The sequence below is a fragment of the Streptomyces sp. NPDC027185 genome (assembly GCF_055567035.1).
The window spans coordinates 708866-723390 of sequence record NZ_JBVHRF010000004.1; the positions used below are offsets into that span (position 1 = coordinate 708866).

20 protein-coding genes are annotated in these 14525 nt (G+C 73.1%); 5 read left to right on the forward strand and 15 right to left on the reverse strand.

Going from position 1 to position 14525, the window contains the following annotated elements; genetic code table 11:
- Positions 1 to 10: 10 nt before the first annotated feature.
- The 5 genes from ACZ4M8_RS16855 to ACZ4M8_RS16875 all read right to left on the reverse strand — a co-directional run bounded on the left by ACZ4M8_RS16855 (position 11) and on the right by ACZ4M8_RS16875 (position 1737).
- Positions 11 to 508, reverse strand: coding sequence for a hypothetical protein (locus ACZ4M8_RS16855; protein ID WP_467607824.1), 498 nt, complete (start codon positions 506 to 508; stop codon positions 11 to 13).
- 8 nt (positions 509 to 516) lie between these two features.
- On the reverse strand, positions 517 to 831 hold the full coding sequence (locus tag ACZ4M8_RS16860; RefSeq protein WP_467607826.1) for a hypothetical protein: 315 nt from the start codon (positions 829 to 831) through the stop codon (positions 517 to 519).
- Positions 832 to 898: 67 nt separating this feature from the next.
- Positions 899 to 1024: a hypothetical protein gene (locus ACZ4M8_RS16865; RefSeq protein WP_467607827.1), complete on the reverse strand. Its 126-nt coding sequence runs from the start codon at positions 1022 to 1024 to the stop codon at positions 899 to 901.
- Positions 1021 to 1227 carry a hypothetical protein gene (locus tag ACZ4M8_RS16870; protein ID WP_467607829.1) on the reverse strand — a complete coding sequence of 69 codons (207 nt, stop codon included), beginning with the start codon at positions 1225 to 1227 and terminating at the stop codon, positions 1021 to 1023. The genes ACZ4M8_RS16865 and ACZ4M8_RS16870 overlap by 4 nt, the downstream gene beginning before the upstream one ends.
- 129 nt (positions 1228 to 1356) lie before the next feature.
- The gene (locus ACZ4M8_RS16875) at positions 1357 to 1737 is read right to left on the reverse strand and encodes a RapZ C-terminal domain-containing protein (protein ID WP_467607831.1); all 381 of its coding nucleotides are present in this window, start codon (positions 1735 to 1737) and stop codon (positions 1357 to 1359) included.
- A gap of 754 nt (positions 1738 to 2491) precedes the next feature.
- Here ACZ4M8_RS16875 and ACZ4M8_RS16880 point away from each other — a divergent pair.
- Positions 2492 to 2872 (forward strand): GntR family transcriptional regulator, encoded by a 381-nt coding sequence (locus ACZ4M8_RS16880; protein WP_467607833.1) that lies wholly within the window; start codon positions 2492 to 2494, stop codon positions 2870 to 2872.
- 219 nt (positions 2873 to 3091) lie between these two features.
- Here ACZ4M8_RS16880 and ACZ4M8_RS16885 read toward each other — a convergent pair whose 3' ends face one another.
- Together ACZ4M8_RS16885 and ACZ4M8_RS16890 are read right to left on the reverse strand one after the other, a co-directional pair.
- A complete protein-coding gene (locus ACZ4M8_RS16885; protein WP_467607835.1) occupies positions 3092 to 3664 on the reverse strand; it encodes a flavoprotein in 573 nt (190 codons plus the stop codon).
- On the reverse strand, positions 3646 to 4989 hold the full coding sequence (locus ACZ4M8_RS16890) for a helix-turn-helix domain-containing protein (RefSeq protein WP_467607837.1): 1344 nt from the start codon (positions 4987 to 4989) through the stop codon (positions 3646 to 3648). Before ACZ4M8_RS16890 ends, ACZ4M8_RS16885 begins: the two co-directional genes overlap by 19 nt.
- A 321-nt stretch (positions 4990 to 5310) precedes the next feature.
- On the opposite strand from ACZ4M8_RS16890, the gene ACZ4M8_RS16895 reads away from it, so the two are divergent.
- Positions 5311 to 5685 carry a hypothetical protein gene (locus ACZ4M8_RS16895; protein ID WP_467607839.1) on the forward strand — a complete coding sequence of 125 codons (375 nt, stop codon included), beginning with the start codon at positions 5311 to 5313 and terminating at the stop codon, positions 5683 to 5685.
- 100 nt (positions 5686 to 5785) lie between these two features.
- Here the strand turns inward: ACZ4M8_RS16895 and ACZ4M8_RS16900 are convergent, their stop codons facing one another.
- Positions 5786 to 6433: a response regulator transcription factor gene (locus ACZ4M8_RS16900; protein WP_467607840.1), complete on the reverse strand. Its 648-nt coding sequence runs from the start codon at positions 6431 to 6433 to the stop codon at positions 5786 to 5788.
- On the reverse strand, positions 6418 to 7677 hold the full coding sequence (locus ACZ4M8_RS16905; RefSeq protein WP_467607842.1) for a sensor histidine kinase: 1260 nt from the start codon (positions 7675 to 7677) through the stop codon (positions 6418 to 6420). Before ACZ4M8_RS16905 ends, ACZ4M8_RS16900 begins: the two co-directional genes overlap by 16 nt.
- Positions 7678 to 7828: 151 nt before the next feature.
- Here ACZ4M8_RS16905 and ACZ4M8_RS16910 point away from each other — a divergent pair, with 151 nt between their 5' ends.
- Positions 7829 to 8266: a hypothetical protein gene (locus tag ACZ4M8_RS16910; RefSeq protein ID WP_467607845.1), complete on the forward strand. Its 438-nt coding sequence runs from the start codon at positions 7829 to 7831 to the stop codon at positions 8264 to 8266.
- 199 nt (positions 8267 to 8465) lie between these two features.
- Here ACZ4M8_RS16910 and ACZ4M8_RS16915 read toward each other — a convergent pair whose 3' ends face one another.
- Positions 8466 to 8939, reverse strand: a complete 474-nt coding sequence (locus ACZ4M8_RS16915; protein WP_467607848.1) for an NUDIX hydrolase — start codon at positions 8937 to 8939, stop codon at positions 8466 to 8468.
- A gap of 132 nt (positions 8940 to 9071) precedes the next feature.
- A complete protein-coding gene (locus tag ACZ4M8_RS16920; protein ID WP_467607851.1) occupies positions 9072 to 10091 on the reverse strand; it encodes a GlxA family transcriptional regulator in 1020 nt (339 codons plus the stop codon).
- Positions 10092 to 10160: 69 nt separating this feature from the next.
- Between ACZ4M8_RS16920 and ACZ4M8_RS16925 the strand changes: the two genes are divergently transcribed.
- Positions 10161 to 11102, forward strand: a complete 942-nt coding sequence (locus ACZ4M8_RS16925) for an NADP-dependent oxidoreductase (RefSeq protein WP_467607853.1) — start codon at positions 10161 to 10163, stop codon at positions 11100 to 11102.
- Positions 11103 to 11234: 132 nt separating this feature from the next.
- On the opposite strand, the gene ACZ4M8_RS16930 is transcribed toward ACZ4M8_RS16925, so the two are convergent.
- The 4 genes from ACZ4M8_RS16930 to ACZ4M8_RS16945 form a co-directional block, all read right to left on the reverse strand.
- Positions 11235 to 11582, reverse strand: coding sequence for a YciI family protein (locus tag ACZ4M8_RS16930; protein ID WP_467607855.1), 348 nt, complete (start codon positions 11580 to 11582; stop codon positions 11235 to 11237).
- Positions 11583 to 11681: 99 nt separating this feature from the next.
- A complete protein-coding gene (locus tag ACZ4M8_RS16935) occupies positions 11682 to 12590 on the reverse strand; it encodes a Vgb family protein (protein ID WP_467607859.1) in 909 nt (302 codons plus the stop codon).
- The gene (locus ACZ4M8_RS16940; protein ID WP_467607860.1) at positions 12587 to 13243 is read right to left on the reverse strand and encodes a CatB-related O-acetyltransferase; all 657 of its coding nucleotides are present in this window, start codon (positions 13241 to 13243) and stop codon (positions 12587 to 12589) included. The genes ACZ4M8_RS16935 and ACZ4M8_RS16940 overlap by 4 nt, the downstream gene beginning before the upstream one ends.
- 63 nt (positions 13244 to 13306) lie before the next feature.
- Positions 13307 to 13699, reverse strand: a complete 393-nt coding sequence (locus tag ACZ4M8_RS16945) for a VOC family protein (protein WP_467607863.1) — start codon at positions 13697 to 13699, stop codon at positions 13307 to 13309.
- Between the two features lie 154 nt (positions 13700 to 13853).
- Between ACZ4M8_RS16945 and ACZ4M8_RS16950 the strand changes: the two genes are divergently transcribed.
- Positions 13854 to 14507 carry a TetR/AcrR family transcriptional regulator gene (locus ACZ4M8_RS16950; protein ID WP_467607865.1) on the forward strand — a complete coding sequence of 218 codons (654 nt, stop codon included), beginning with the start codon at positions 13854 to 13856 and terminating at the stop codon, positions 14505 to 14507.
- The last annotated feature ends 18 nt before the right edge of the window (positions 14508 to 14525 follow it).

Consider the following 14525-nt stretch of genomic DNA (forward strand, 5'->3'; position numbering starts at 1 on the left):
GCCGCCGTAGTCATTGCGCACCCACCTCCGCAGCGTCGTCCTGGACCACGAAGTTGGCCAGCGCAACGGCGCGCCAGGCCACCTCGGACGCGGGCTTGTCACTGGGCGGGCCCCAGGAGATGGAGCCGTCGAGGGAGTCCGCGTGCTCCTTGGCCGCTTCATGGTCGGGATGGACACTCACCAGCTGGCCGTAGGACAGCAGCACAACGGCGCCGGCCGCCGCGTCCAGGTCCGCCTGCAGGCTCGTGATCCGCTCCGCCTGCTCGGCCACCGTCGCCCGAGCCTCGTCCAGCTCCTTCTCCCGGTCCCGCACGACCTCCCGATGGAAGTCGGCGTCGAACCGGTGCTGCTCGGCGGCGGCGCGGGCCACGGCCAGGGCCTTGCTCAGACGCTGTGCCGACCGTACGTGGGCAGAGGCCGCCTCGTCCGCGGCAGCTTGCACCGTGCGGGCGCAGGTGTGTGCGCTCTTCACCGCCGCCTCAAGGGCGTCGAGGCGAGCGTTGGTCACGATGCGGATCACGCCGCCACCTCCGTCACGCCGTAGCGGGAGGTGCGCGGGGCCGGGAGCGGGAGGACCGCGGCCGGGGTGCGGCGGGTGGGCAGGGTGGTCAGGTGCGGGTGCTCGTCGAGCAGTTCGGCGGCGGCGCGCAGGGCACGGTCGTACAGGCCGGGGTCGTCGGCGGCGATGTCGCGGGCCGCGTCGAGACGGGCGGCACGCTCCTCGGCGCTCTCGCCGTCCTCGCCGAGCCAGAGGTCGAGGGGTGTGCCGAGGGCCAGCTCGATCAGGTCGGTGTCGGTGACCGCCTCGTGGCGGCCGATGAAGTGCTTCATGGTGTTCTCCGGCGGTATGCCGATGGCGGCCGCCGGGTGGGGCGGCCGCCATCGGAAGGGCGGGCGGTCAGCGGTTTTTCAGGGCCTCGGCGGCGGCGCGTGCGGCCTCGGCGGCGCGGGCGGCTTCCTCGGCGGCGGCGATGTGCTGGCGGGCGGCCTCGTCGGCGGCCTGCTGCTCGGCGATGTCGCTCATCGGGCACCGCCCTGGCGCCGGGCGGCGGTCTGGGCGCGGCGGTCGCCCTCGGCGACAAGGCGCTGGAGGAGGTCGGCCAAGCGGCGGTTCGCGGCGATGCTGGCGCAGGGCGCGCTGTGCCAGGCCCGGCAAGTCGGGCAGAAGTACTCGGGATTCACGCGGGTGCTGTGCGCGGGGCGCGTGATCTCTGCGATGCTGCTCACAGGGACTCCTTGTCAGTTCCTGTCTGACGGCCTCCGGGGTGCATCCGGGGGCCGTCGCCTTTGCTGCTCGGACGAGCAGCCGCGACCGCCGACATCCGCGGGTGGGATGTCGGCGATCGTGGCTGCCCGTCAGCGCTGGACGACGGGCTTGTCCAGGTCGCGGTGGGTGAGGACGACGGTGTGCCCGGCCTGGAGGAGCTGGTCGGCCAGGGCGCGGGCGAAGGTCGGGGCGCGGTGCCGCCCGCCGGCGCATCCGTCGGCCACGGTCACGACGCCGGTGCTGGGCCCGGCGGCGAACGCGGTCACCGCCGCAGCGGTGGCGTCGACCAGCTCGGCGATGCCGGGGGTGTTCAGGACCGCGGTGCGGACCGGCTCGTCCTTGGCCGTCATGTGCCGCAGGCCCGGGTTGATGTGCGGGTCGCTGAAGTGCTGGCGCAGATCAAGGACGATGTGCGCGGTGGGCGGTTCGGCGTGGAGGTAACCGAACGACGTGATCTCAACGGTGCTCACGATGCTCCTTGGGGGGGGGAGGGGCGTTCCGGCTCCCTGCCACCCCGCCCGTACGAGCCGCCCGCGAGGGGCGCCCGGACGGGCGGGGGAGGCAACCGGCGCGGGAAGTGGCCCGCGGGTCTCCGGTGAAGCGCGCGGCGTCGCCTCGGAACGTGTCCTGAGGCGGCGCCGGACGGGACGCGGTGGGCGTGGCTGCCGTGCTGGTCCTGCGTAGGCAGCGCCTAGATATGTCGACGACCCATCAGGGTCTCCTTCGGTCGGCCCGTTGCGGGCGGTCTCCGAACGGCGTTCACCGGCACGCCGCTTGCGGCGGGGTGCCGGTCCCGAGCCGTGGTCGGGCGCGTCATCGTCACTGCTCTGACGCCAGCAGGGCGGCGCGTGCCAGGTGGCACCCGCGGGACTGCCCTCCAGACCGCTGAAGGGATGCTTCCCGAGGGGTGTTCTCCAGAGCTGGCACGCGGGCAGGTCAGGTTCGCCTGCCACGAAGTGGCCGCCGGCGGCCATCACCCGGGCCGTTGCGGGGACGGGGACTCGAACCCCGTCGCTTGTCTCACTGTTCAGTTCTCAAGCGATGGCCGCTCACTTCCGCCACAAGGGCGTCCGGACGGCGCGTTTATGCAGGTCAAGCAGTTGACGCTTGGGCCGGTGTGGCGCCCTCGCGGTGACATTCAGATTGACCTAGGTCAATCTGAATGTCAAGTTGCTCTCCCGCTGGGCCCTGGAGATTGACCTAGGTCCGGTTACGCTCGGAGGTATGACCCCCAGCTCCGACGCCCCCAAGCCCACGGCCAAGGACATCGCCGCGAAGTACCGCAAGGAGATTGCGGGCCGCGAGCGCGAGGTGGGCTCCCGCATGCCGCCGGCCCGTCAGCTCGCGAAGGAGCTCGGAGTCCAGCTCATGACGGTGCAGAGCGCTTACAACCAGCTCCGCGACGAGGGCCTGCTCCTGAGCCAGCAGGGGCGAGGGACCTTCGTCCGCGACCCTGCGCTGCCGCTCGGGACCGAACCGGGGAGCAGCCCCGCATACGTCGCACTCGCGGAGGAGCTCAACTCGATCCATGAGACTCTCCGCCTGCTCGGCGAGCGCCTCGACCGCCTTGAGAAGGTCGTGGCAGATCCGCCTCCACCTGCGTGAGCAGTGCGTCAGCTCGGCGAAGTAGTCGGCTCGCCGTTGTGCGCGCTTGGGTCAGGCTCGCCGCAACCAGAGCCAGCTCGGCGGGAGTCAGGCCCCCCAGGACGTCATGTCGTTCGTCGATCCCCGTCATGCCGAGAAGCATGGGGCCGACGACAAGAGGGGACCCGGACACTCTGTCCGGGTCCCCTCTTTTTGCAGCTCAGAATGGGTGTTTACCCATCAACTCGTAGCCGCATCCACTGCGTCCAGCACCGCCGTCCATGGCAAGCCACGTCCTGCGGGCGCCTCCCGCGGCTCGCGCAGCGGCCAGACATCCGGCCCGTACACGAGGTGGACACCAGCTCCTCGAAGGTCCCCGATGTGCCGTTCCCACGCCGGGTGACGAGCATGCGCTGCGTTCACGCGAGGGAAGACCACGACGGGCAGGTACAGGGTTCCGATTGCCTCGCCGACTTGCGTGAGCGCCTGGTTGTCCATGAGCCCGGTCGCCAACTTCGCGACCATGTTGGCCGATGCGGGGGCGACCACGTAGCAGTCGACTGTCGGGTGCGGACGCGCTTCCCCGGGAGTCCGCGGCTGATCCCGCACGGGCAGGCCGGTCAGCTCCTCAAGTCGCTCAGCCTCACCACTCTCCCGCAGCCACCGTCCCGCGGTCGGCGTCAACGTCACCGCCACCTGCCAACCGCGCTCCAGCGCCGGTTCGACAAGCCCTGTACGCAGCGTCTCCACGCCGCCGGCCGCCGACCCTACAACTCCGAGCACACCGCGCCTGCTCACTGCACCGCCCTGCATCGTTGAGCCATTTCGAAAACTTCGGATGAGCGCGCTCCGCCGGTCACCGGGGCCTGCTTGATCAGATCGCGCAGCGTCTCGCGCACCCTGGGATTGTTCCGTACGAGCTGCGGGGCTGTCCGCTCAGCCGTACGCAGAGCCGCAAAGGCATCATCGCTGCGGCCTGCCAGCGACAGTCCGCGCGCGTAGTCGATCCGGTGCGAGACGCTGCGCTCCTGCGGCATGTGGTCCACGTCGATCCCTCCGTGCGCGATCACGTAGGAGATGTTGTCGAGGTCCAACTCGGCGGACAGCCGATGGAGCGCCACGTTCGTCGGGCCGAACCCGGTCTGCCAGTAGTTCTCATCCGACCCCAGGTCGTCCGCAAGCTCCTCAGCTCGGTCCAGCAGGGTCGTTGCGGTCGGTCGATCCTGGTGCCGTGCCGCGGCGACCGCGGCACGCAGATGGATCATCCCCAGCAGGCTGAGCGCGGCGGGGTCGCTCTCCGACACCCGCGCGGACAGCCACGCCGCAGCGGTGTTCCCGAGTTCCAGTGCGTCGTCGTAACGCCCGTTCGCGATCAAGGAGTGTGTGCCGGAACGGGCTGCCGAGGCGAGGACCAGCGGATCGTCCGACTCATCAGCCGCTCGCATCGCCCGCTCAGCAGACAGCCACGAGATGTCGGACTCCCCGATCTTCGCGAGGGTGGTGGCGGCCAGATGGTGAGTACGGGCCGATACGGCCCAGCAGTCCCTCCGGTCCTCCCCACCTCGCGCGGCCCGGTCTTCCAGCTCCTGCGCGACTCGGAGGAGGGCGGGCAGCGCGGCGATGACGCTGCTGAGCCGACCACCTTGGTAGTCGTTCCAGGCGTGTTCCACACGCACCGCCACGGGAGCGGGCGTCGGGAGCTGCGCTTCAACTTCCGGCCCGAAGAGCAGCCGCGAAAGCCGACGCGGGGTCATGAGCGCATCACGTACGGCTGGCACGTCGTCCTGCTGCTGGTCGCTCTCCATGAGGACCGTTTGACCGAGCAGGTCCCCCAGAGGCACGCGCAGGATGTGCGCCAGCTCGGTGAGCATGTCGATTCGTGGGGGCTTCCGTCGGCCGGTCTCGATCTTCGCGAGCCAGTCGGTACTGCGGCCGGCCAGTCCGGCCAAGACCCCTTGCGTGTAACCGCGGCGCTTCCGGTAGAACGCGATCCGTTCGCCGATGCTGAGGTGATCCCCGAGACCACGCATTGGTACTGCCTCCTGCAGTTTGGGGGCTTGCTTCACGTTACAGAGCTGGTCGTACTGCGGATAGGCGGCCTCGCTGCCGGTCGTTCGGGGAGCCAGCAGCGAGGCCAAAGGGAGCCACACGGGGAGCCACCGAAGGCGGATTGAGGTGGACCACCCTGGACGGCCATGGACGGTGAGGGCAGTGAACTCAAGGGCTCCGCTCGTGGGTTGCCCGTGAAACCTGAGCCCGCGCTTAGCCCGACCTTAAGAGAGCCTTATGGATCACCCCGGAGGCCGGTCGGGCGCCCGATCGGCGGCGCGGGTTGGCTAGCGTTTCCGGTGCCGGGGCGGGTGCGCGGTCGGCGCCCGGCATGCCGGGGAGGGTACTGCCGTTCGCCGCCCGGCCCCCCACCGCACCCGCCCCGGCACCGGCGCGACAAGGAGATCCCGATGCCCGTACTCCGCACGGCCTCCCGCACGCCGGTGGCCCCCGTCCGGCCGGTCCCGCTCGCGCTCGCCGCGCTGGCCGCGCTCACCGGGACCCTCGCCTGCACCGCCCCCGCCGCCGCCCGCGCCCCGGAGCCGCACCCCGCCGTCGTACGGGACGCCCCGGGCCCGCGCCCCGCCGTCGTACGGGATGCCGCGCTCCCCCATGGCGCGGCACACCGGGAACGGACGGCGCACGGCGGACAGGAGGCCGGGCGCCGGACGGGCGGCGAGGGGGAGGCGGGGCCACCGGCCCTCGGCGGTATGGCGCTGCTGGCCACCGGCGCCGCCTACCTCTTCGCCCGCCAGCACCACCGCGCGGTACGCGGCCGGAGCTGAGAGGCGGGCGGGCGGGAGCCGACGTGCGGGAGCGGCGTACAGGGGCGGAAGCCGCGCCGGGGCCGGCAGCCGCCGGACGTGCCGGTGGTCCCCCGGCGCGTCAGGAGTTGTTCAGGTAGGTGAGAACGGCGAGGACACGGCGGTTGCTGCTGTCGTCACCGGTGATGCCGAGTTTGCCGAACAGCGAGGTGGTGTACTTGCTGATGGCGCTTTCGCCGAGGAAGAGCCGTTGGCCGATGGCCTGGTTGGACAGCCCTTCGGCCATGAGGCCGAGCACGGAGTGTTCGCGTTCGGTGAGCCGTTCGAGCCGTCGGTGCGACGCTCCGCCGGACAGCAGTTTGGCGATGACGGCCGGGTCCATGGCGGTCCCGCCGGCGGCGACGCGTTCCAGGGCGTCGATGAACTGGTCGGCGTCGAAGACGCTCTCCTTGAGGAAGTAGCCGATACCGCCGGCGCCGTCCGCCAGGAGTTCGCGGGCGTACAGCTGCTCGACGTACTGGGAAAGGATGAGGACCGGCAGTCCGGGCAGTTCACCGCGGGCGGCGAGAGCCGCCCGCAGGCCCTCGTCCGACCGGGTCGGAGGCATGCGGACGTCGACGACGGCCACATCCGGCCGCCACGTCAACAGCGCGTCCAGCGTCTCGGGCCCGGTGGCGGCGGTCGCCACCACCTGGTGTCCGTACGCCTCGATGAGGCGGACCATTCCGTCCCGCAGGAGATAGAGATCTTCGGCTACGACGATACGCACGGCACCATCATCCTCACCCGGGTCGGGCCGCCCGCCGGGCTGGTGATCTCCAGGGTGCCGTCGAAGACCGCGAGGCGGCGGCGCAACCCCGCGAGTCCGCCGTCGGCTCTCAGGGCGGCTCCGCCGCGGCCGTTGTCCTCGACATCGACGACGATGGCGGTGCCGCTGCGGGTGAGGGAGATCCGGGCCCGGGTCGCGCGGGCGTGCTTGACCACGTTGGTCAGCAGTTCGGCGACGGCGAAGTACAGGGCGGACTCGATCGGCGGGTCCAGGCCGGGCCGGAGGTCCGCGCTGACAACCGCCTCGACCGGGCTGTCCAGGGCAAGGGCGCGAACCGCGTCGACGAGCCCGCGGTCGTTCAGCACGGGCGGGTTGATCCCCTGGACCAGTTCGCGGAGTTCGGCCAGTGACGCGGTGGCACCGGCCCGCGCTTCGCGCATCAGCGTCCGGGCCCGGTCAGGGTCGGTGTCCATCAGCTTCTCCGCAGTCGCCAACGAGAGCCCGAGCCCGACCAGGCGGGCCTGCGCCCCGTCGTGGAGGTCCCGCTCGATCCGGCGGATCTCGGCGGCCTGGGCGACCGTCGCGTCCGCGCGCTGGACGGTCAGTTCGTCCACCCGGTCCGCCAGCGCCATCGCGGGCGACGGGCGCAGGAAGCGGACGGCCACCGGCTCGGCACACCGCCAGGCGTACGGGGCACCGGCGACGGCCACGACCAGGCCGAGCGCCCCGATGACGCGCGCGGCGGGGCCCGGTCCGCCGAGCCCGAGGACCGCCACGGCCGCCCCGGCCGGCGGGAGCGACGCGACGACGCCCGCGGTGAGCGGCGCGATCGCCGTGAACCGCAGATCGCGCCAGTTGGCGGGGTCGCTCCACCGGACCCGCCACCTCTGGTCCAGGAGGGCGTCACGTCGGGTACGTCCGTAGCTGAAGCCGTTCCACCAGTACCCGGTGGACATCCGCGTCACCGGCCCGGCCTGCCGGTACCCGGCGGGGATGACGGTGGCCGTCCACCGCACGACGAGGAAGCGGACCATCCGGCAGACCGGGCGGGACAGGGTGAGCGTGCCCGCGCACACCAGCACGACCGGCGCAACCCACGACCACGGGTTCCCCGCTCCCCACCGGATCCCCCACGCCACGGCGACGGCCCACACGGCCGGGACCAGCATGCTGACGACCGCCACGACGCACGCCCGTACGAACCCCACGCCGACGCGCGCCGGCCACGAACCCAGCTGTCTCATGGCTCTTCCTCCGCTCTCCGTCCGGTGCTCCCACTGTGCACCGCGCGAAGCCCGCCACGGCCCCGGTCAGCCGAGGAGTGGGGCTGTCCCCACCCACCCGTGGGCCCGGACGGATACCGCGTCGGTCCGGCGCTTCCTAGCGTCGGTGAGCATGGAAACCGATAAGTACACGACAGAGGCGGCACTCCCCGACAGCCCTCGCGTCCGAGAAGCCTTCGGCGCGGCGAGGAACAGCGTCAAGGTTTACGGCGCTCTGAGCGCCGCCGCCCTCCTGGCGGTCATCGCGGTGTCGAGCAGCGGTCATACGGTGAACACGTTCATGTGGGTCAGGGCGGTCCTGCTGCCGGTGGCCGCCGTGCTGATCCACCGGATGACCGTCTCCGCCTCCCGGGGATCCCGGCGGGCCTTCGAGCGGGTGAGCGCGCTCACCGTCGTCATGCCGATCGCGATCATCGGCGTCGACCTGATCCCGGGTGTCTGCCCGCCGTGGTACGCCGTGGTGCAGACCCTCTGCATGCTGCCCGTCATCCGGGTCGCGTTCCTCACCCGCGGCTCCGCACTGCGTGCCGCCCACCCCACGTCACGCTGACCCGTCAGCTCCCGTGCGCTTCCCGGCCGCGCCGACGGCACCGTCCGACGGCCACCGGCCCTCCCGACCCGGGCACCCCGGTCTCGCGCGGATTCGCCACGGCCGGGCCGGCCTCGGACCGTTTCGCGGTCCGCGCCGCGCCGGGCCCCGAGGCCGCCGGTCCGTCCAGCCGCTCCCCGGGCCCGGCCACGGCCGGGCCTCACTCCTCCGCCGTGAGGTGTGCGGCGAGCCGGTCGAGGAAGGCGCGTTGGGCCGTGACCAGGCGGGGGCGGGCCTCGTCGGGGGCGCACCAGGCGACGCGGTCGATCTCGGGGAAGGTACGGACCGTGCCGGAGCGGGGCGGCCAGACCATTTCGAAGGTGCCGGGCACGATCGCGTCCGGATCGAGGTCCGCCTCGACCGCCCAGACCGTCACGGTCTTGCCGCCGGCCTGCCGGACCTCGCCCAGCGGGAGGTACGGGCCGGGCGGCGCGGGCAGCCCCAGCTCCTCGGTGAACTCCCGCACGGCCGCGTCCCGGGGCTCCTCCGGAGGGACGTACTCCCCCTTGGGCACCGTCCAGGCGCCCGCCTCGCGCCGGGCCCACAGCGGTCCGCCCATGTGCGCCAGCAGCACCTCCGCACCGCCACCGGCGCGGCGGAACAGCAGCAGTCCGGCACTCCGTCTCACAGCCACGCCGCCAGTCTGCGCGCGCGGCGGCACGGCGGCACGAGGGCGCGGTGCCCGAGTCACGGCGCCCGGCGGCCCGGGGCACGGCGGCCCGGCGTCCGGTACCCCCGCACCCCGACGTCCCGGCGTCCCGGCGGCTCAGGTGCCCGCGGGCACCTGCCGGTCCGCGCCCGCGCCGGACGGGCGCGCGCCCGACACGCCGGACGGGCCCGCCGCGTCGCCGCGGAAGGTGCGGCGGTAGGCCAGCGGGGAGACGCCGACCGCCGCCTGGAGGTGCTGGCGGAGGGAGGCGGCGGTGGCGAAGCCGACCTCGCCGGCGATCCGGTCGACGGAGAGGTCGCTGGATTCCAGCAGGTGGCGGGCGCGGTCCACGCGCTGCTGGATCAGCCAGCGGCCGGGGCTCATGCCCAGTTCCTGCTGGAAGCGGCGGGCGAAGGTCCGTCCGCTCATCCGCGCCCGGCCGGCCAGATCGGCGAGGGTCAGCGGCAGGTGGAGGTGGTCGAGGGCCCAGGCGCGGGCGGGGGCGGTGCTCTCCGCCGCGGGCGGCGGCACCGGGCGTTCGATGTACTGCGCCTGCCCGCCGTCGCGCCAGGCGGGGACGACGCACGCCCGTGCCACCCGGTTGGCGATCTCGCTGCCGTGGTCCCTGCGGACGAGGTGCAGGCAGAGATCGACACCGGAGGCGGCGCCCGCCGAGGTCAGGACGTCCCCGTCGTCGACGAAGAGCACGTCCGGGTCGACGCGCACGCGCGGGTGACGGCGGGCGAAGTCCGGCGCCTCGTACCAGTGGGTGGTGGCCGGGCGGCCGTCGAGCAGTCCGGCGGCGGCCAGTACGCGGGCGCCGGTGCAGATGGAGACGAGGCGGGTGCCGGGACGGACACGGGCCAGAGCGGACGGCGCCTCGGTGGCCGCGGACGGCGGGATGATCACCGTATCGGCGGAACCGAGCACCTCGGGTCCGTGGTCCGCGGTGATCGTGAAATCGGCGTGGGTGCGGACCGGGCGGCCGTCCGCGCTGCAGGTGAGAACGGTGTACCGGTCGGGCAGGGCGCCGAAGATCCGGGCGGGGATGCCCAGTTCGAAGGGGTAGACGCCGTCGAGCGCGAGGACGACGACGCGGTGCGGCGCGGCTTTCGGGGCGGGTACGGGAGCGGACATGGCAGGATCCTAGCGGAGGATGGCAATCCTGCCATTTTTCCGGCCGTCCCGGTCGGGCACCGTGGAGCCATGACGAACACGATGCGAGTGATCAGCCAGGACACCTTCGGCGGCCCCGAGGTGCTGACGGAGACCGAACGCGAGCGGCCGGTGCCGGGCGTCGGCGAGGTCCTGGTACGGGTGCGGGCCGCCGGGCTCAACCCGACCGACTGGAAGAACCGGCAGCGCCGCACCACCGTCTCCCACCCGCTGCCGCTGGTGTTCGGCTGGGACGTGTCCGGCGTGGTCGAACAGCTCGGCTGGGGCGCGGCGCTGCACGAGGTGGGCGACGAGGTCTTCGGGATGCTGCCCTACCCGAACGGCGTCGGCGCCTTCGCCGAGTACGTCGTCGCCCCCGCGCGGGCACTGGTGCGCAAGCCCGCGGAGATCGACCACGTCCAGGCCGGCGCGCTGCCGCTGGCGGCGCTCACCGCCTGGCAGGCGCTGGTGGACACCGCCGGGGTGCGCGAGGGACAGCGGGTGCTGATCCACGCGGCGGCGGGCGGCGTCGGCCATCTGGCGGTGCAGATCGCCAAGGCGCGCGGCGCGTACGTGATCGGCACCGCGAGCGCGCCGAAGCACGCGTTCGTCCGCGCGCTGGGCGCCGACGAGATGATCGACTACCACGCGGTGGACTTCGCGGAGGCGGTGCGCGACGCGGATGTCGTCCTCGACACCATCGCCGGGGAGTACGGCCCGCGCTCACTGCGCACGCTGCGGCCGGGCGGGAGCTATGTGAGCATCCTCGGCGCCGACGAGACGGTGCGCGCCGAGGCCGAACGGCTCGGGGTGCGGGCCAAGGGCATCGTCGTCGAGCACGACCAGCAGGGCATGCGGGCGCTCGCGGAGCTGGCGGCGGCCGGCCGGCTGCGGGCGGAGATCGCCGCGACGTTCCCGCTGTCCGACGCCGCCAAGGCCCATGAGCTGGGCGAGACCGGGCGCACCGCGGGCAAGATCGTCCTGACGGTGTGAGGCGCGGCGCCCCGAAGGGGTGCGGCGTACGGGCCGGTGGCGTGCCTGCGAGGGCGCGCCGCCGGCCCGGTGGCGCGGGCGGGCGGCCCGGTGGCGCGGCGCCGGTTCACCGTGCCGCCGGGCCGGGCCCGGTCAGGCGGATTCGAGGACCGGGCGGACCTCGACCGTCTCCGGGGTGGGCAGGCTCCGGGCCAGTTCGACGGCCTCCGCGCGGTCGGCCACCTCGACGAGGAACCAGCCGCCCAGGGTCTCCTGGCCGCTGTGCGCGGGCCCCTCGGTCACCGTCGAGGTCCCGTCGGCCGCGGCGCGCACCGTCACGGGGCCGGTGTGCTCGGTCTCCAGGGCCTCGCCGCCGACCAGTTTCCCGGCCGCGGCGAGCGCGCCGATCCAGCTCTCGTACGCCGTGCGGTGACCCTCCCGGTCGGCCTGGATCCGTTGGCGTGACGCGTCCGTCTCGAAGATCACGAGTGCGTATTTCATCGGTGTTCCTCTCCGGCCGCCGGACGGGCGGCCGCTGGTGGCGATGGGTACGAGGGGTGCGAGGGGTGCGAGGAGTACGAAGAGGTTCGGGCGGCCCGGTCAGGCGGTGTCCGCCGGGGCGACGCGGGCGAGTGCGCCGGTCTCCAGCGCCGTCCACAGGGCGCCGTCGGGGCCCACGGCGATGCCGTGCGGCTCGGATCCGGGCGTGGGCAGAGCGTGGACGGTGAGGGCGCCGCCGGGGGTGAGCGCGCCGACGCGGTTGCCGCCCCATTCGGTGAACCAGACGGTGCCGGCGCCGTCGACGGTGACGCCGTGCGGCCGGGCCGCGCGGTCCGGCAGCGGGAACTCGGTGATCCGCCCGTCGGTGGTGATCCGGCCGAGCTGACCGGCGCCGATCTCGGCGAACCAGAGCGCGCCGTCCTCAGCCGCGGCGATCCCCACCGGCCCGGCCGCCTTTGTCGGCAGCGGATGGAGGGTGAGCGCGCCGTCCATACCGATCCGGCCGATGGCGTTCGCCTGGTTGAGCGTGAACCACATCCCGCCGTCGCCCCCGGCGGCGATCGCGGAGGGGAACGCGCCGGTGACGGGGAGCGGGAACTCCGTGACGCGGCCGTCGGTGGTGATCCGCCCGATGCGGTCGGTGGCGGTCTGGGTGAACCACAGCGCGCCGTCGGGGCCCGCCGCGATGCCGAACGGCCCGCAGTCCGGGGTCGGCAGGGCGAACCCGTCGACGGCGCCGCCGGTGGTGATCCGCCCGATCCGGTGCGCCCGGTACTCGGTGAACCACAGCGCACCGTCCGGCCCGGTGGTGATGACGGTCGGCCCGCAGCCGGGGTCGAGCCGGTAGGTGACCGGCTCCTCGCCCGGGACCAGCCGGCCGATCCCTCCGGCGTGCACGAGGGTGAACCACAGCGCGCCGTCGGGCCCGGTGGTGAGGGCGTACGGCCCGGCCGCGGCGTCGGCCACCGGGTGTTCCTCGATGGATACGTGGGTCACAGGGGAGGTCACAGGGGCTTCTCCGTACCGTGGTCGGCGGCGATGCGGGCGATGTCGGCCGGGGTGCCGGCCATGAGGGTGTGGGCGTGCGCGGCGACGAGATCGGCGGGCCAGTCCCACCACGCGGCACGCAGCAGCTGCGCCACCCCCTCGTCGTCGAACCGCTGCCGGATCGGCCGGGCCGGGTTGCCGCCGACGATCGTGTACGGCGGGACGTCGGCGGTGACGACGGCGCCGGCGGCGATGATCGCGCCGTCGCCGATCCGGACGCCGGGCATGACGGTCACGTGGTGGCCGAACCAGACGTCGTTGCCGACGACCGTGTCACCACGGCTGGGCATGGCGGTGACGATCTCCAGGGTCCGCTCGGCCCAGTCGCCGCCGAACATGGTGAACGGGAAGGTGGACACGCCCATCGTCGGGTGGTCGGCGCCCGCCATGAGGAAGCGGACGCCCGTCGCGAGGGCGCAGTACCGGCCGATGACCAGCCGCTCGGGGCCGTACGCGTACAGGACGTTGCGGTCCTCGAACGCGGTCGCGCCGTCCGGGTCGTCGTAGTACGTGTACTCGCCCACGACGATCTTCGGCGAGGTGATCAGCGGCTTGAGGAACACCACGCGTTCGTGCGCGGGCAGCGGGTGGACGGCCTGGGGGTCAGGGGACAACGTGCGGTCCTTCGAGGTCGGCGGCCCGGCTGCCGGGCCGTACGGGCGGGGCGGATGGTGTGCTCAGGCGCCGTCGCCGGTCGCCACCCACTCGACGAACTGGACGATCACGCCGTTGGGGTCGGTGATCTGGAAGAGGCGCTCGCCCCAGGGCTCCTCGCGCAGCGGCAGGGTGATCTCGACGCCCTCGGCGCGCAGCCGCCGCTCCTCGTCCGCGATGCCGGTGCCGGTGAAGGCGAGGATCAGACCGGAGGCACGCCGGTCGCGTTGCCCGGCCGGGAGGACGTCGGTGCCGCGGGCGAGCAGGACGAGGTCCACCGCGGCGTCCTCGCGCCTCAGTGCGGCGAATCCCTCGGTGGCGACCCGCTCGGTGTAGCCGAGGTGGGTGGTGAAGAACCGCCGGGACGCGGTGACGTCGTCGACGGTGAGCGAGACGGTGGACGTGGTGATCTGCAAGACGGTTCCCCCACTGGGCGGGGCGCGGCCCGCCGGGGCCGGGCCATGATCCGCCCTCGTTCGTTCTTCGACAGAAAACTTACGACGGACGTAAAATTAGCCTGGCGCATTCTCACCTGTCAACGTAAAAATACTACGAGGGTAAAATTGCCTCATGGCCCCCGACACCGCACCCTCCGCGCGCCCCGCCGGCCTGCGCGAGTCCAAGAAGCAGGAGACCCGGCAGCTCATCTCCGACCACGCCACCCGCCTCTTCCTCGACCAGGGCTTCGAGCGGACCACCATCGCCGAGATCGCCGACGCCGCACGGGTCGCCAAGAAGACCGTGACCAACTACTTCGCGCGCAAGGAGGATCTGGCCCTGGACCACCAGGACGCGTTCACCGCCTCCCTCGCGCACACCGTGGCCGGCCGGCACACCGGCGAATCCGCCCTGGCGGCGCTGCACCGCGCCTTCGCCGCCGACGCCGCGGCCGCGAACCCCGTCGCCGGGTTCTCCGGCCCCGCCTTCGCCCGTATGGTCGCCGACAGCCCCACCCTCTCCGCCTGCCTGCGCGGCCTGCACGACCAGCGCGAACACGCCCTGGCCCAGGCCCTCGCCACCGCCACCGGCGCCTCGCCGGACGACATCGCCGTCCGCACCGCCGCCGGACTGCTCGCCGCCGTCCACCGCATCCTGTTCGCCCGCATCCAGGAACTCACCCTGGCCGGGAGGCCCGACGACGAGATCGCCGCGGCCGTCACCGCGGAGGCGGACATCGCCTTCGGCACCCTCGAACCCGCCCTCGCGCACTACGCCATCGCCTGAACCGGCCGGTCCGGCGCA

Excerpts from the sequence above, each read along its gene's own strand:
- ACZ4M8_RS16905 (WP_467607842.1), bottom strand. The coding sequence starts at position 7,677 with ATGAGACAGCTGGGTTCGTGGCCGGCGCGCGTCGGCGTGGGGTTCGTA.
- ACZ4M8_RS16880 (WP_467607833.1), top strand. The coding sequence starts at position 2,492 with ATGACCCCCAGCTCCGACGCCCCCAAGCCCACGGCCAAGGACATCGCC.
- ACZ4M8_RS16920 (WP_467607851.1), bottom strand. The coding sequence starts at position 10,091 with ATGTCCGCTCCCGTACCCGCCCCGAAAGCCGCGCCGCACCGCGTCGTC.
- ACZ4M8_RS16860 (WP_467607826.1), bottom strand. The coding sequence starts at position 831 with ATGAAGCACTTCATCGGCCGCCACGAGGCGGTCACCGACACCGACCTG.
- ACZ4M8_RS16930 (WP_467607855.1), bottom strand. The coding sequence starts at position 11,582 with ATGAAATACGCACTCGTGATCTTCGAGACGGACGCGTCACGCCAACGG.
- ACZ4M8_RS16925 (WP_467607853.1), top strand. The coding sequence starts at position 10,161 with ATGACGAACACGATGCGAGTGATCAGCCAGGACACCTTCGGCGGCCCC.
- ACZ4M8_RS16865 (WP_467607827.1), bottom strand. The coding sequence starts at position 1,024 with ATGAGCGACATCGCCGAGCAGCAGGCCGCCGACGAGGCCGCCCGCCAG.
- ACZ4M8_RS16895 (WP_467607839.1), top strand. The coding sequence starts at position 5,311 with ATGCCCGTACTCCGCACGGCCTCCCGCACGCCGGTGGCCCCCGTCCGG.
- ACZ4M8_RS16910 (WP_467607845.1), top strand. The coding sequence starts at position 7,829 with ATGGAAACCGATAAGTACACGACAGAGGCGGCACTCCCCGACAGCCCT.
- ACZ4M8_RS16885 (WP_467607835.1), bottom strand. The coding sequence starts at position 3,664 with ATGCAGGGCGGTGCAGTGAGCAGGCGCGGTGTGCTCGGAGTTGTAGGG.
- ACZ4M8_RS16950 (WP_467607865.1), top strand. The coding sequence starts at position 13,854 with ATGGCCCCCGACACCGCACCCTCCGCGCGCCCCGCCGGCCTGCGCGAG.